General features: G+C 35.2%; 14 protein-coding genes. 6 read left to right on the top strand and 8 right to left on the bottom strand.

Annotation, left to right across the window (positions count from 1 at the left end; translation table 11 throughout):
* The first annotated feature begins 213 nt into the window (after positions 1-213).
* Positions 214-945: a class I SAM-dependent methyltransferase gene (locus AABL52_RS23950; protein WP_098986101.1), complete on the top strand. Its 732-nt coding sequence runs from the start codon at positions 214-216 to the stop codon at positions 943-945.
* 31 nt (positions 946-976) lie between these two features.
* On the opposite strand, the gene AABL52_RS23955 is transcribed toward AABL52_RS23950, so the two are convergent.
* The 3 genes from AABL52_RS23955 to AABL52_RS23965 are packed head-to-tail and all read right to left on the bottom strand — an operon-like array spanning position 977 to position 3,870.
* Positions 977-1,798, bottom strand: coding sequence for an ABC transporter ATP-binding protein (locus tag AABL52_RS23955; protein ID WP_001167960.1), 822 nt, complete (start codon positions 1,796-1,798; stop codon positions 977-979).
* Positions 1,799-1,810: 12 nt separating this feature from the next.
* Complete coding sequence (locus AABL52_RS23960) at positions 1,811-2,869, bottom strand: FecCD family ABC transporter permease (protein ID WP_098986102.1); 1,059 nt, start codon at positions 2,867-2,869, stop codon at positions 1,811-1,813.
* On the bottom strand, positions 2,866-3,870 hold the full coding sequence (locus tag AABL52_RS23965; protein WP_097844439.1) for a FecCD family ABC transporter permease: 1,005 nt from the start codon (positions 3,868-3,870) through the stop codon (positions 2,866-2,868). Before AABL52_RS23965 ends, AABL52_RS23960 begins: the two co-directional genes overlap by 4 nt.
* A 172-nt stretch (positions 3,871-4,042) precedes the next feature.
* Between AABL52_RS23965 and AABL52_RS23970 the strand changes: the two genes are divergently transcribed.
* Entirely contained in the window at positions 4,043-5,008 is a 966-nt protein-coding gene (locus AABL52_RS23970) for an ABC transporter substrate-binding protein (protein WP_000671034.1), read from the top strand.
* A 378-nt stretch (positions 5,009-5,386) separates the two neighbouring features.
* A complete protein-coding gene (locus AABL52_RS23975; protein ID WP_000338334.1) occupies positions 5,387-6,772 on the top strand; it encodes a peptide MFS transporter in 1,386 nt (461 codons plus the stop codon).
* Positions 6,773-6,814: 42 nt separating this feature from the next.
* Here AABL52_RS23975 and AABL52_RS23980 read toward each other — a convergent pair whose 3' ends face one another.
* Together AABL52_RS23980 and AABL52_RS23985 are read right to left on the bottom strand one after the other, a co-directional pair.
* Positions 6,815-6,994, bottom strand: a complete 180-nt coding sequence (locus AABL52_RS23980) for an acid-soluble spore protein H (RefSeq protein ID WP_000382683.1) — start codon at positions 6,992-6,994, stop codon at positions 6,815-6,817.
* Positions 6,995-7,185: 191 nt separating this feature from the next.
* Complete coding sequence (locus tag AABL52_RS23985) at positions 7,186-7,473, bottom strand: ArsR/SmtB family transcription factor (protein WP_000081429.1); 288 nt, start codon at positions 7,471-7,473, stop codon at positions 7,186-7,188.
* A gap of 899 nt (positions 7,474-8,372) precedes the next feature.
* On the opposite strand from AABL52_RS23985, the gene AABL52_RS23990 reads away from it, so the two are divergent.
* A complete protein-coding gene (locus tag AABL52_RS23990) occupies positions 8,373-9,992 on the top strand; it encodes an L-lactate permease (protein ID WP_000109125.1) in 1,620 nt (539 codons plus the stop codon).
* 40 nt (positions 9,993-10,032) lie between these two features.
* On the opposite strand, the gene aspA is transcribed toward AABL52_RS23990, so the two are convergent.
* The 3 genes from aspA to AABL52_RS24005 form a co-directional block, all read right to left on the bottom strand.
* On the bottom strand, positions 10,033-11,466 hold the full coding sequence (gene aspA / locus AABL52_RS23995; RefSeq protein WP_341518575.1) for an aspartate ammonia-lyase: 1,434 nt from the start codon (positions 11,464-11,466) through the stop codon (positions 10,033-10,035).
* 275 nt (positions 11,467-11,741) lie between these two features.
* Positions 11,742-13,040, bottom strand: a complete 1,299-nt coding sequence (locus AABL52_RS24000; RefSeq protein ID WP_097844441.1) for a hemolysin family protein — start codon at positions 13,038-13,040, stop codon at positions 11,742-11,744.
* A 107-nt stretch (positions 13,041-13,147) separates the two neighbouring features.
* Positions 13,148-13,534: a VOC family protein gene (locus tag AABL52_RS24005; protein ID WP_060487024.1), complete on the bottom strand. Its 387-nt coding sequence runs from the start codon at positions 13,532-13,534 to the stop codon at positions 13,148-13,150.
* A gap of 91 nt (positions 13,535-13,625) precedes the next feature.
* Here AABL52_RS24005 and AABL52_RS24010 point away from each other — a divergent pair, with 91 nt between their 5' ends.
* Together AABL52_RS24010 and AABL52_RS24015 are read left to right on the top strand one after the other, a co-directional pair.
* Positions 13,626-14,804: a NupC/NupG family nucleoside CNT transporter gene (locus tag AABL52_RS24010; RefSeq protein WP_000668857.1), complete on the top strand. Its 1,179-nt coding sequence runs from the start codon at positions 13,626-13,628 to the stop codon at positions 14,802-14,804.
* 187 nt (positions 14,805-14,991) lie between these two features.
* Positions 14,992-16,008 carry an LCP family protein gene (locus AABL52_RS24015; RefSeq protein WP_002070431.1) on the top strand — a complete coding sequence of 339 codons (1,017 nt, stop codon included), beginning with the start codon at positions 14,992-14,994 and terminating at the stop codon, positions 16,006-16,008.
* Positions 16,009-16,066: the final 58 nt, after the last annotated feature.

The following is a 16,066-nucleotide window of genomic DNA, read 5'->3' on the forward strand; positions in this document are numbered from 1 at the left end:
TGTGAAGCCTCCCATCGTTCATGTAAGCGAATTATTGTCTTAATAGTTCTAATAATCCCTCTACTAGCTTAACACGTTTTCAGAATTTATTATAGAAAAATAGTTTAAAGTAACCGCTTACAATTCTAGATTATATATGATTCATTACAAGAAATCTATCATTTACTTTTCATATTTGGTAGAATAAAAAAAATATTTAAGGGGGCTTCAATCATGGCATTTACTGAATCTGATGCATATAATAACGAAGCATTTTTTAAACAATATATGAAACGAAGATACCGAGAAAATAGCCCAAATGAATCACTTGAAAAACCAGCCTTCTTTCAACTCATTGGTGATGTGAAAGGAAAGGAAATCCTTGATTTAGGCTGCGGTGACGCAAAATTTGGCAAGGAATTATTAGAAAAAGACTGCCGCTCTTACACCGGTATTGAAGGCTCCGAACTTATGTATGAAAAAGCTAAAAAACAACTAGAAAATAAAAATGGGATCGTCCATTTTTTAAACCTCAAAGACTACACATACCCTCCTGCTACTTTTGATTTAGTAACATCTAGACTCGCCTTACATTATATTGAACATCTTCCTATCATTTTTCAAAATGTGTACGAAACTTTAAAAACAAATGGAACCTTTACTTTTAGCGTTCAACACCCTGTTATTACCTCTTCATTTGAAAGCTTGCAAACGAGCGGAAAAAGAACGAGTTGGCTCATCGATGATTATTTTAAAATGGGAAAACGCGTTGAACCTTGGATTGATCAAGAAGTTATTAAATATCATCGTACAACGGAAGAATATTTTACATTATTACAACAAGCTGGATTTACGATTACAAATATAAAAGAAGCTACACCAAATCAAACTTATTTTCAGAGCGAAGAAGAATATGAACGACGTTTACGTATTCCCCTCTTCCTACTATTCTCTTGCGAAAAATAAAAAAGACGATGATGATTCATCGTCTTTTTTATTATCTCATTGCCTGAGCAACCTCTTTACGTACACGTCTTCCTTTTCCGTGCGGAATACAAAGTGGCGTCCCAAATAACGGATCCGTACTAATTTGACATTCCATTCGGAATACATCACGTACTAGCTTCTCATCCACTACTTCTTCTGGCTTACCTTGTGCATATATTTGTTTATCTTGAATGGCTACAATATTGTCTGCATAACGGCATGCTAAATTTAAATCGTGTAATACCATAACAATTGTTCTTTGTTCTGTTTCATTCAATTCGAATAATAAATCTAGCACTTCAATTTGGTGAGTCATATCTAAATATGTAGTAGGCTCATCCAGTAAAATAATATCTGTATCTTGTGCAAGCGTCATTGCAATCCAAGCACGTTGACGTTGTCCACCTGAAAGAGCATGCACATCACGCTCAGCAAATTCTGTCATACCTGTTGCCGCAAGGGCTTTTTGTACCATTTCCTCATCTTTTTCTGACCATTGCTTCAGCCATGTTTGATATGGATAGCGTCCTTGTTTTACAAGTTGCAATACTGTAAGCCCTTCTGGTGCTTGTGGTCCTTGCGGTAAAATTGCCATTTGACGAGCGATTTGCTTCGTTTGCATACTTTGAATGGCTTGATTATCTAACAAAATGTCACCAGTTGTTGGTTTTAATAATCTAGCTAGTGAACGTAATAAAGTTGATTTCCCACAACCGTTAGAACCGATAAAGATTGTAATTTCGCCTTTTGGAATTTCTAAATTCAACTCATCAATAATAATTGTTTCACCATAAGACAACGTCAAACGTTTCGTCTCCAATGCTTTTTGCATATTCATCTCCCTTTATGAATTCCGACTTTTATAAAGTAAATAAATAAAATAAGGTGCACCAATTGCTGATGTAAATACTCCTGCTGGAATTTCAAGTGGCGTGAAAACTGTACGCCCAATTAAATCTGCAGCAAGTACTAAAATTGCACCAACGATTGCCGCCACTGGGAGTAATGCACCGTATAAAGAACCAATTAGTCTTCGTGAAATATGAGGTGCCATTAAACCGACAAATCCAATTCCTCCGGCAAAGGCAACTGCTCCACCAATTAAAGCTGTACTAAGTAATAACATGAATACGCGTGACTTCGTTAAAGGAACACCAAGTCCTACCGCAATATCATCCCCTAGCTCTTGCGCATTTAAATGTCTAGCAGCTATAAATGATATTACCGTTAAAATGATAACCCACGGCGCAAGTACCATAACATTTTGCCATGAAGAACCGTACACAGTACCTGTAATCCATACATTCGCTTGACTTGCTTGATAAATTGGTGCTAACAACATAAACAAAGTCGTTGCCGCTTTCGTTAACGCCCAAAACCCAACGCCAATTAAAACAAGACTAATTGGTGATAATCCATCATTTCTCCATGCAAATAAATATACAAAAAGCGCTACAATCGTTGCCCCAACAAAGGCTGCGAGCGGCATATAATGAATGCTTACGGTTAGCGCATTATTTTTATCGCTAAATATAGCTAAAAATAAGACAACTGCAACACTTGCACCACCTGTAATCCCGATAATATCAGGAGAAGCAAGTGGATTTCGAACGAGACCTTGTAAAATACATCCTGCTACAGCAAGTGCAATTCCTACAAGGATGGCAATTAAAATACGCGGCATACGAAACTTATTTACAACCATATTTGACATCGCATCGCCATTTCCAGTGATCGCTTGCCATACATCATAAGGAGCAATTTTCATGTCTCCCATACCTGCACTCGCAAAAAATAATCCTATTAAAACAACTAATAAACTGAATAAGACGAGACAAGCTCGTTTATACATTAAAAACGAGAGCACGCCTTTTCCTATACGAAACGGAATATACTTCTTCATTTGCTAAGCCCTCTCTTACGTGCAATATAAATAAAGAATGGAGCTCCGATAAACGCTGTCATAACTCCTACCGGTACTTCTTGTGGCATAATGACATATCTTGCTGCGATATCGGCTAAGATTAATAGTATTGCACCTAACAAGCCGCTATACGGTACTCTCCACCTATGATCTACTCCAACAAGAAATCTGGAAAAATGCGGGGTAACAATACCAATAAATCCAATTGGACCTGCGACCGCAACTGAACCACCAGATAGCAGAACAATAATAAGTAGTACGAATGATTTCATTAAAATCGTTCGTTGTCCAAGCCCTTTTGCAACATCTTCCCCCATCATTAATGTATTTACTTTCCCTGCCATCATAATTGATGCAACCCAGCCTACTAATAAATACGGGAATACAGATTGTAAAATTTCTAACTTTCTTCCTTGCACCGATCCGGCAAGCCAAAATAATACCTCTTCAAGTGCTTTTTCATTTAACACAAGTAATCCTTGTGTTAATGATGAAAATAAAGCACTGATTGCGACCCCTGCTAATGTTAACTTAAGAGGCGTCGTCCCTTCTTTCCCTAAAGAACTAGAAGCGAATACAAGTACAGCTGCAACAGCTGCCCCTAAAAAGGCAATCCACGTGAAAGCTGATAATGATGTCACGGAAAAAATAACAATTGCTACAACTATGAAAAACGCAGCACCTGAATTTAATCCAATAAAATCTGGAGAAGCAAGTGGATTCTTCGTTAACGTTTGCATAAGACAACCAGCAATGGCTAAACTAGCACCAACACTAGCTGCAATTAACGCCCTTGGTAGACGCACATTTTGAATAATAATATGTTCATTGGAACCATTAAAATGAAAAAAAGCATCCAACGCTAATTTCCAACTCGTATTTGTATATCCGAAAATAATACTTCCCCATATACAAATAATGACTGCAATGATTCCAACAAATAATCCGATCCATTTTGCTTGATTTGTTTTTAATAACATGCAGCGTTTCCCCTTCAATGTATAATGATACGTTGTAAGTGTATTTCAACTTAATTCGCATTGTCAACGGAAATGAGAATTATTTTCAACCGTATGTATTGACAATCAAAAGATAAAGGCTTAATATCATGCTTGCTATTGAAAAAACTTCTCAATATGTAGGGGGTACATAATGAAATTCATGCGAAAGAAATCGTTTACAGTATTTGTATTTTTACTAGCCTTTTCATTACTTTTAAGTGCTTGTGGAAAATCAAATACGAAAGAAGAAACAAAAGAAGATACGAAAAAAGAAATGATTACAGTTGAACATGCAATGGGTAAAACAGAAGTTCCTGCGAACCCAAAACGTGTAGTTATTTTAACAAATGAAGGAACTGAAGCTTTACTTGAACTAGGTGTGAAACCAGTTGGGGCTGTAAAATCTTGGACTGGTGATCCATGGTATCCACATATTAAAGATAAAATGAAAGATGTAAAAGTTGTTGGTGATGAAGGACAAGTGAACGTAGAAACAATCGCTTCTTTAAAACCAGACTTAATTATCGGTAACAAAATGCGTCACGAAAAAGTGTACGAGCAACTAAAAGCAATTGCACCTACTGTGTTTTCTGAAACGCTACGCGGTGAATGGAAAGATAACTTCAAATTTTATGCAAAAGCATTAAATAAAGAAAAAGAAGGTCAAAAGGTTTTAGCTGATTACGATAAAAGCATGAAAGATTTAAAAGCCAAACTAGGCGATAAAGTAAATCAAGAAATCTCTATGGTTCGCTTCATGCCTGGTGATGTTCGTATTTATCATGGCGATACATTCTCTGGTGTTATTTTAAAAGAACTTGGATTTAAACGTCCTGGTGATCAAAATAAAGATGACTTCGCAGAGCGTAACGTATCTAAAGAACGTATTTCTGCAATGGATGGCGATGTATTATTCTACTTCACATTCGATAAAGGAAACGAGAAAAAAGGTTCTGAATTAGAAAAAGAATATATCAATGATCCTCTATTTAAAAACTTAAATGCAGTGAAAAATAATAAAGCATACAAAGTTGACGATGTTATTTGGAATACAGCTGGTGGTGTAATGGCTGCTAACCTACTACTAGATGACATTGAAAAACGCTTTGTTAAATAATACACCTCTAGCCAGCTCCCTTCTACGGAGCTGGTTTTTTCATTTCACTGAAGTGTCACATTATTTCATTTTGTATTTTTATTCCCAATATGTTATATTATAAAAGTAAATAGAATATATTTTCTCTATATCAGAATAAATGTTTTAATCTAAATTTTCTGATTAATCACTATTTTATTTTCTTTTAGAATTCAATTATTACATTTGAAAACGCTTATCATCTCGTTTTCAGGGCAAAATACAGTAACGGTTGAAGAAAAATAGAAATTTTCTAGAAATTTTCTTTCTATTTCCATATAATTCTATTGACTTCTAAATATTTTGTGAATTAAAATAATTACATAAATATCCGTTATACAGGATTAGGGGGAAACAAAAATGGATGCAGCTTTAAAATTAGAAAAAGCTGGAGAACAACAATCACCAAAAAAACATCCACCAGGATTATATTTGTTGTTCTTAACAGAAATGTGGGAAAGATTTAGTTATTATGGAATGCGTGGCCTTTTAGTTCTTTATTTAACAACTGCTGCCGTTAGTGGCGGATTAGGATTTGATAAGGCAGTCGCAGTGCAATTATATGGTACTTTTACAGCAGCAGTATATTTCATGCCAATTATAGGCGGATGGCTAACTGATCATTATATTACGAGACGTCATGCCATTACTCTCGGCGGAATTATTATGGCGATTGGTAACTTTGTACTATTCTCCATGAATACAAAAACAGGACTATTCCTTGGATTAGTACTATTAGTTATTGGTAATGGATTCTTCAAACCAAATATTTCTACACTGTTAGGTGAATTGTATGACGAAAATGATTCACGTCGTGACAGTGCATTTACTATCTTCTATATGGGTATTAACGTAGGTGCTTTCTTCGCTCCACTTATTTGTGGATTTTTAGCAGAAGATTTCTTTAAAACAAGCGTTGATGGCGTTATGGTTATGGGATATAAATACGGATTCTTAGCAGCTTGTATCGGTATGATTATTGGACAAATTGTTTTCAACTTATTAGCTCCTCGCTACCTTGGTACAGCAGGAACAACAGTTGTTGGTAAAAAAACAAAAAATCAACCTGCAATCGAAAAGAAACCTTTAACAAAACAAGAAAAAAATCGCACTTGGGCAATTGTAATTTTAACTTGTTTCGTAGTATTCTTCTGGGCAGGCTTTGAACAAGCTGGTAGTTCTTTAACACTTTATACAGATAAATTTGTTGATCGTACAATTTTCGGATGGGAAGTTCCAACATCTTGGTTCCAATCCGTTAATCCAGCATTCATCGTACTACTTGCACCATTCGTATCTATGCTATGGTTAAAACTTTCTAAATCAAAACGTGGCGATTTAAAAGTACCAACAAAAATGGCATTTGGTATGATTTTACTAGGTATAGGTTACCTTGTTTTAACATTAGCGGTTCTAAAAACTGGAAGTACTGAAGCTGATATAACTGTTAAAGCAAACTTATTATTCATCGTTATCACTTATATGTTCCATACAATTGGCGAACTATTCTTATCACCAATCGGTCTATCAATGGTAAGTGCAATTGCACCTGTTAAATTAGCATCATTACTAATGGGTGTATGGTTAGCTGGTTCAGGTATGGCTAACTGGTTAGCTGGTAAACTTGCTTCCTTTACACAATCATTAGGTTATCTTGAAGTATTTGCAAGTATCGGTATTATCGTTATCGTCCTAGGAGTTGTACTTCTTCTCTGCTCTAAAAAAGTTGCAAGTATGATGGAATAACACAAAAAAGACGCTTCTAAACATTTAGAAGCGTCTTTTCTATTACTTCTCCTCTAAAGCCGTCACGTTCACGTGAACGCTTTCTCCGGGATTAGATACATCATACACTTGAGCAACTCCACTCTGCTCGTCACAGCTCTCAATCCATACTGGGACACCCTCATATGTAACGTCAATTCTACTTGAAGAAGATAAAATTTGTTTCACACGTTTTACATCCATACTACTATTCCTCCTTTTACTTACTGCACTCCTTTCTATCTTTTCTTTCCCCTTTAGAATATATTCCACATAGCAGCATTTTAATGGATAGCCTTTTCTTCCCTTCATGCTAACATTTTCTCTCCTATTATCTTTCTGACAATAAAAAAAAGACGTATATCCCACACGTCTTTTTCCATAATATTCAAATTTTAAGAAAATAATGTTTTTACAACTTCACTTACTTTATCATTATGAATTTGATAATACACTTCTAGTCCTCGTCTTTCAAAGCGCACTACTTTATTTTGTTTTAATTTCGTTAAATGTTGCGAAACCGTTGATTGTGGAATTTCTAACACTTCCTGTAATTGTGTTACATTACAAGTTCCACGTTGCATTAGTTCCATTACTAGGCGTAAACGTAACGGATGCGCTAGCGCTCTTAACATTTGTACATCTTCTTCTGAAATACGACATTCGAATTGATTTTGGCTCATAAAGTTCCCCTCATTTTCGTTTTTATTTTCTTTTTATTTATTTATATATCTGTTCTTATATTTCCTGTTACGACATAACTTTATCAACCTATAAAGCTGAAAATTTTTTCCACTTTTATCAGGAAAGAGTTCAGGAAAAAATCCTTACTGATTTTGAATATTATACTATATGATATAACGAAAAAGCAAAACAACGGGCTGCAAATACTTTGCTTACAAACGTTGTTTTATCAAGCTTTTTGTTATATTTTCACCTCACTGCAACGTACAGTAATGATATTGTAAAATACCGTCTATAATTGATAACCTATCGTAACGTATTTGGGTTATATTTAACCTCTCTGTTATGCTAAAAGGAATTTTCAGTAAAAAAGATACCGTAACAAAAAAATTAATTTATTGTCGTTTAATTCGTGTTCAATAGCTTGAACTGTGATGGAATACTTCTTATTAAATGTATTTACTGTCCCTTTCTGACTTGATCAAATGGGACAAGCTGTGCTCCCTATTAAATCTTAAGTATTACAACACCCTTTCATATTCGATACAAAGACAGCCTCTACTATAGAGCTATAGGATCAATAATATAGAAATAACTAAAAGAAAAGAATATGCAAATAATTTATCCTTCTATTAGCGGACAATACGAATCCTATTTCAAATTTTGGCGAATGCGGGATAAAGCTTTACTTTATAAAGTACACTCAAATAGATTCGAGTGTGCTTTTTGTCTACTTTATGAACAAAGCATTTCTTTTAACACTATTATGGAATAATTATACTTTTTTACGTTGACAATAGTGTTGAAGGAGAATATACTAAGCATGTAAGTTGATTGTGAATAGTTTCACAAATAATGTGAATTTCTTCACATAAAATAGATAGGAGTTGTCATTATTATGAGTACTTGGACACAAATTTATGACCCATTAAACAATATTTGGTTATCTGCACTAATCGCAGCACTTCCAATTTTCTGCTTCATCATTTGTTTAATGGGACTGAAAATGAAAAGTTACATGGCTGGCCTTTACAGTGTGATTGTCGCTATTATTCTTGCTATATTCGTTTATAAAATGCCAGCAACTGTAGCTGTAGCATCTGCCGGATTCGGTGTTTTATCTGGATTTTATCCAATTTGTACTATCGTTATCGCTGCAATTTTCCTTTATAAATTAACTGTTAAAACAGAGCAATTCAACATCATTCGTGATAGTATTTCAAGCATTACAAATGACCAACGTTTACAAGTATTATTAATCGCTTATTCTTTCGGTGCTTTCTTAGAAGGCGCAGCTGGTCTAGGGGTTCCAGTTGCTATTACAGCTGCATTACTAGTAGGTATGGGCTTTAACCCATTAAAAGCAGCAGGAATTTGTTTAGTAGCTAACATCGCTGGTGGTGCTATGGGTGCTATGGGTATCCCAGTTACAGTACCGGCACAATTAACTGAACTAGATGCATTAACTATCGGTCGTCAAACTGTTCTTATTTTACCTTTCATTAGTATTGTTTTACCTTTCTTACTTGTATCAATGGTTGATGGAATTAAAGGTATTAAGGAAACTTGGCAAGGTATTCTTGTAAGTGGTGTTTCTTTCGCGATTACTCAGTTCCTTGTAACTTACTTCTTAGGTGCAGAACTTACTAATATTTTCGCAGCTGTTGTAAGTATGATCTCTCTTGCATTATTCTTACGTGTTTGGCAGCCAAAATCTTCTACTAAAGAAGAAAAACAAGAAGAAAATGTATCTCATACATTCAATCAAATTTTATATGCTTGGTCTCCATTCGTATTCTTAACTGCATTCGTAACAATCTTTAATTTAAAACCAATTAAAGCTTTATTTGCTCCGGATGGCGCACTAGCAAACTTAGTATTTAACATTCAATTCCCTGGTCTTCATAATGCTGTTATGAAAACTACACCTATTACAAAAGCTGATACACCTTTCGCAGCTGTTTTCAAATTTGATGTATTCTCATCTACAACTACTGCAATCGTATTAGCAATTATCGTTTCACTTATCGTGTACCGCGTAAAAGGTAAAATGGTTAAAGAATTAGTAGTGGAAACAATGAAAGAACTAAAAGCTCCAGTATTTACAATCTGTAGCGTTATCGCTTTAGCTTACGTAGAGAACTACTCTGGTATGTCATCTACACTTGGACTTGCATTCTCTTCTACAGGTAATGCATTCCCAGTTCTTTCTCCAATCTTAGGATGGATTGGCGTATTCATTACAGGATCGGTAGTATCAAGTGGTTCATTATTCGCACCGCTTCAAGCAGTAACTGCAGATCAATTAAACATCGTTCCTTCTACACTTGTTGCATTAAACGTAGTAGGTGGTACAATGGCAAAAATGGTTTCTCCACAATCTGTGGCAGTTGCTTGTGCAGCAGTTGGACTAGTTGGTAAAGAATCTGCCCTATTTAAAACAGCAATGAAATACAGTTTAATCTTCTTAGCTATTATTAGCTTACTTCAATTAAACTCTGTATTTAATATCTTTTAAAAATAAAACACCGATCCAAATGGATCGGTGTTTTTTCACATTACATCTTCTTATTCTTTAATAAAGAAGCACCAGCAATTTCAGGATGCGTCATTTCGAATGGATCTAAAATAATATCCAACTCTTCTTCTGTCAGTACACCATGTTCTAAGCATAACTCCCTAACAGATTTTCCTGTTTCAATTGCTTCACGTGCAATACGAGATGCTGCTTCGTAACCAATATGAGGGTTAACTGCCGTAATAATCCCAACACTCTTCTCCACATATTGCTTCAGCAATTCTTCATTTGCTGTAATTCCTTTAATACAATATTCACGGAATACACGGAATCCGTTATTCATAATACTAATAGATTGAATTAAGTTAAACACGAGTACAGGCTCCATTACGTTTAACTCTAATTGTCCTGCTTCTGATGCTAAGCAAATTGTATGATCATTACCAATTACTTGGAAAGCAACTTGATTAATTACTTCTGCCATAACAGGATTTACTTTCCCTGGCATAATAGATGAACCTGGTTGACGAGCTGGTAATTGAATTTCCGCCAATCCAACACGTGGACCAGATGCCATAATACGAAGGTCATTCGCAATTTTAGACATATTCATCATACATACTTTTAATGCTGCAGATACTTCTGTGTATGCATCTGTGTTTTGCGTTGCATCAACTAAATGCTCTGCACCAACAAGTGGGAATCCGCTAAATGTTCGCAAGTGTTTAACCACTTGTTCAATGTACGTAGGGTTTGCATTTAATCCCGTGCCAACAGCTGTTGCCCCCATGTTCACTTCATATAAATGTTGGCGAGACTGCTTAATTCTTTTTATATCACGCTCAAGCACGCGGCTATACGCTTCAAATTCTTGTCCAAGACGAATCGGAACAGCATCTTGTAAATGTGTACGTCCCATTTTAATGACGTGATCAAACTCTTTTGCTTTTGCACGGAAAGCAGCATGAAGTTCTTCCATTGTAATAAGAAGTTCTTCTAACATCATAAGAGTTGCAATATGAATTCCTGTTGGAAACGCATCATTCGTTGATTGAGCCATGTTCACATGCGTGTTTGGACTAATTTTCGCATACTCACCTTTTTCATATCCCATACGTTCTAACGCTCGATTAGCGATTACTTCATTTGTATTCATATTAATAGAAGTTCCAGCACCGCCTTGGATTGGATCCACGATAAATTGATCATGGAATTTTCCATCAACAATTTCTTGCGCTGCTTCTGCAATTTCATGTCCAATGTCTGTAACTAAGTAACCAGTATCCATATTTGCAAGTGCCGCCGCTTTTTTCACAATTGCCATTGCCGTAATGAGTGACGGATGAATGCGATATCCTGTAATCGGGAAGTTTTCAACAGCACGTAATGTTTGTACACCATAATAAGCTACACTCGGTACTTCCTTTTCACCTAAAAAATCTTTTTCTATACGTATATCCTTCGTTGCTATCATTTTCATCACCTATGCTTTTCATTCTAAATCCTTATCTAAAAAATTCGCCATCTAAAAATACGAGTATCATTCAGAAGAATTTTTCAGTATCCACCTTCACTATATAGCACCCTTTTTGAAAGCGCAAACATTTATTTTTCTATATATACCTTTTATAAAGTGAAACCTTAATCAGTGGGGATTTTGTTCATCCCCCACCTAACTTCTTCGCTTTCGCTGAATTTTGAGGTAAGGGTCTTACTGTCCGTTAATACGGGATAAAAATTTATAGAAAATCATTCTTCTACCTTCTTTATTTCCACTCGTTTAATTTGATGCATATCCTTTTCGAGAACTTTAAAAGAAAAGCCGTGTTTTTCAATAACATCTCCTTCAGCAACGATTTGCTTTTGTACCATAATCCAGCCACCAATTGTATCTACATCATCAGCGATTAAGTGTATGCCAAATAAATCATTTACTTCACTAATAAGCACTTTTCCCTCTACGATTTTACACCCCTCACTTATATGCTCTATAGGCGGGTGCTCGTCTTCATCGTATTCATCTCGGATTTCTCCAACAATTTCTTCTAAAATATCTTCTAATGTAACAATCCCCGCTGTACCACCATATTCATCATATAATACAGCTAATGGGATTCGTTTTCTTTGCATTTGTAATAGCAAATCATGTATAGGAATATTTTCTAGTACTTCAATAACTGGCCTTGTATACGGTGTAATCGAGCACTCCTCATCTCGATTACCATCCATATAACGAATAAATAAATCCTTTACATTAACCATCCCAATAATTTCATCTTTATCTTCACCAAATACGGGATACCTCGTATATTTTTCTTGTGCGATTATTTTAATATGTGTTTCAAATGGTTCGTCCTCATATAAACCTACAACTTCCGTACGAGGTACCATAATTTCCTTTGCGACTCTATTATCAAATTCAAAAATATTATTTACATATTTAAATTCCCTTTGATTAATCTCTCCGCTCTCATAACTCTCGGATAAGATTAATCGCAATTCTTCCTCCGAATGAGCTACTTCATGTTCAGAGGCTGGATGTAATCCGAATAGCCCTGTTACAAGCCTTGCTGAACCATTTAAAGCCCAAATAAACGGATACATTACTCGGTAAAAATAAATAATTGGCTTCGATAATAATAAGCTAACTTGCTCTGCTCTTTGTATAGCGAGCGTCTTCGGAGCAAGTTCACCAATGACAACATGTAAAAATGTAATCACTGCAAAGGCAATAATAAATGAAACTGTACTTGCAATTGCAGGAGAGAAATGTAGTTTTAAAAACAACGGCTCGAGTAAATGTTTTATGGTCGGCTCTCCTAACCACCCAAGCCCTAAAGCAGTAATTGTAATACCTAACTGACATGCTGATAAATACTCATCTAAATTCGAAGTTACTTTTTTTGCTGCCAATGCTCCTCGTCGTTTTTCACTAACGAGTTGATCAATACGACTGCTGCGCACCTTAATAATTGCAAACTCAACAGCTACAAAAAAACCTGTTAACGCGATAAGGATGACTACCATCAATAATTTTAAAATATCCACATATACCCTTTAGCTTTCTTAGCTAAAGTTACACCTCCTTTAAAAAAGAAGTTTCACTTTAGTTTCTTCATTTACGCAAAAGCAACCCTATATAAAATTCACCAATTTCAAACCTCATACAATTCTAAGGGCAAGCCATCAGGGTCTTGGAAAAAGACGAATTTTTTTCCGGTTATTTCATCCATACGTATCGATTCAGTCTCTACACCACATTCATTTAAATGTTTCACAGCTTCTCCTATATTTGTAACAGCAAATGCTAAATGTCTAAGTCCAGCCGCTTCCGGGAAACTTTGGCGCTCAGGCGGACTTGGAAATGAAAATAATTCAATTTGATACTCTTCCCCTACACATAAATCTAACTTATAAGAATCTCGTTCCTTTCTATATACTTCATTTATCGCTTTAAAACCTAATATCCGAGTATAAAAATCCTTTGACACTTCATAATTCGAACAAATAATTGCAACATGGTGCACTCTACATATATTCATGCTCTCTCTATTCCTTTCTTTACCAAAGATGCATATTCTCCCTTGAAATGAAAAACATATATAGCAGAATATTTCTTTTAGGGGGTTTACTATGAAATTTATTACTTTTTTCGTGGGACTTATCGTTGTTTTCTTCCTTGCTTATATTGCTAGCAACAATAAGAAACATATTAAATTTAAACCAATATTCATCATGCTTATTATACAGTTAATTTTAACCTATTTATTATTAAATACAGAAATCGGCCTCATACTTATTCGGGTCATTTCCAGTCTGTTTACAAAGCTACTTGAGTATGCTGCTGATGGTATAAACTTCGTATTTGGCGGTCTTGCCAATAAAGGTGAAATGTCATTTTTCCTTACTGTATTATTACCAATTGTTTTCATTTCCGTCTTAATTGGTATACTACAACATTTCAAAATACTACCATTTTTTATTCATTGGATCGGTTACTTCCTTAGCAAAATAAATGGTCTTGGGAAATTAGAATCTTACAACGCTATCGCCTCTGCCATTGTCGGCCAATCAGAAGTTTTTATTACGGTAAAAAAACAATTAGCTCAAATTCCAAAACACCGTCTTTATACACTTTGTGCTTCTGCCATGTCAACCGTATCTATGTCTATCGTAGGTGCCTATATGACAATGATCGAACCTAAATATGTAGTAACCGCACTCGTTCTCAATTTATTTAGTGGTTTTATTATCGTACTCATCATTAATCCTTACGACGTTAAAGATGACGAAGATATTTTAGAAATTAAAGGCGAAAAGCAAAGCTTTTTTGAAATGCTTGGAGAATACATTCTAGATGGCTTTCGCGTAGCTATTGTTGTCGGCGCTATGCTCATCGGATTCGTCGCATTAATTAGCTGCATTAATGACCTATTCCTCATTATATTCGGCATTACTTTCCAGCAATTAATCGGCTACGTATTTGCGCCTGTTGCATTCCTTATCGGTGTACCAAGTTCTGAAATTGTCACAGCGGGTAGCATTATGGCAACGAAGCTTGTGACGAATGAATTTGTAGCAATGATGGACCTTAGTAAAATTTCTAATAGTCTTTCTCCCCGTACAGTTGGTATTATTTCTGTTTTCCTCGTTTCTTTTGCCAACTTTTCTTCTATCGGCATTATTTCAGGTGCAGTAAAAGGATTAAACGAAGAACAAGGAAACGTCGTTGCCAGATTTGGCCTTAAATTACTATATGGAGCTACTCTCGTTAGCATTTTATCTGCAATTATCGTAAGCATTATGTTGTAATCAGGTAAAATTTTATCATTTTCTTATCCCTATCTTTTGTATACAATAACGAATAGATGTCTTTATAAATAATCAAGACATCTATTTTTTATACATGTACAATCGCTTTTATTTAGCGTACAATATTTTTTATGTGTTTGAATGCGCTTCTAGATGTATACACTTTGATAGCTTTAAAGGAGAAAAAATGATGAAATCCGATATGAACAAAGATACTCGAGCCAAAAAAGGACGCTCAAAGAAAAAACGCCTCCTTTGGTTCCTTCTTATTCCATTACTGATTATAGCACTTGGAGCAGGAGGCTATTCCTTCCATATATACAGTAAAGCAAAGTCTGTATTAAGTAATGCTTATTCTGAACTGAGCCGCGGGGATAAATCCAGCAAACGTGAAAAAGCCGTGAAACCTATGACTGACAACATTTCCGTACTTATTATGGGTGTTGATGAAAGTGAGATTAGGGATAAGAATTACGGAAAAGCAACTCGCACGGATGCGCTATTACTTGCAACGATTAATAAAAGCGATAAATCTGTTAAGCTTGTCAGTATTCCACGTGACTCACGTGTCTACATTAAATCACGTGAGAAATACGATAAAATTACACATGCGCACGTATTCGGTGGTGTAGATAGCACAATTGATACGGTAGAGAACTTTTTAGATGTTCCAGTTGATTATTATGTAAAATTCAACTTTAAATCATTTATCAAAATTGTCGATTCTCTTGGTGGTATTACTGTCGATGTTCCAGTTGAGTTTACAGAACAAAATAGTAAAGACGAAGCAGATGCAATTCACCTAAAAAAAGGACGTCAACATTTAAATGGCGAAGAGGCATTGGCGCTAGCTAGAACTCGTCATATCGATAGTGATTATATGCGCGGTCAACGACAGCAGCTTGTTTTAGAAGCTATCGCTCAAAAAGCACTATCTCTTAATTCCATTAATAAAATTGGTGGTCTACTCGACGCTGTCGATAAAGACTTAAAAACAAATTTAACTTTTGATGATATGATGACAATTGCCAAAAATTCAATGGATTCCAATTTAAAAATGGACAAAATGCAAGTAGAAGGTACTGATAAATATATAGGTGGTATTTATTATTACGTTCCAAATGAAAAAAGCGTCAATACTATTTCGACAACACTACAAGAACATCTCGGTGTTACGAATAAAAATGAACATAAAAAATTATAATAAAAAGGCTGCTAGATCTTTCTAGACAGCCTTTTTATTATAATTTTCAACATATTTC

The organism is Bacillus paramobilis (assembly GCF_038096195.1).
In the GTDB taxonomy this organism is placed as follows: domain Bacteria; phylum Bacillota; class Bacilli; order Bacillales; family Bacillaceae_G; genus Bacillus_A; species Bacillus_A mobilis.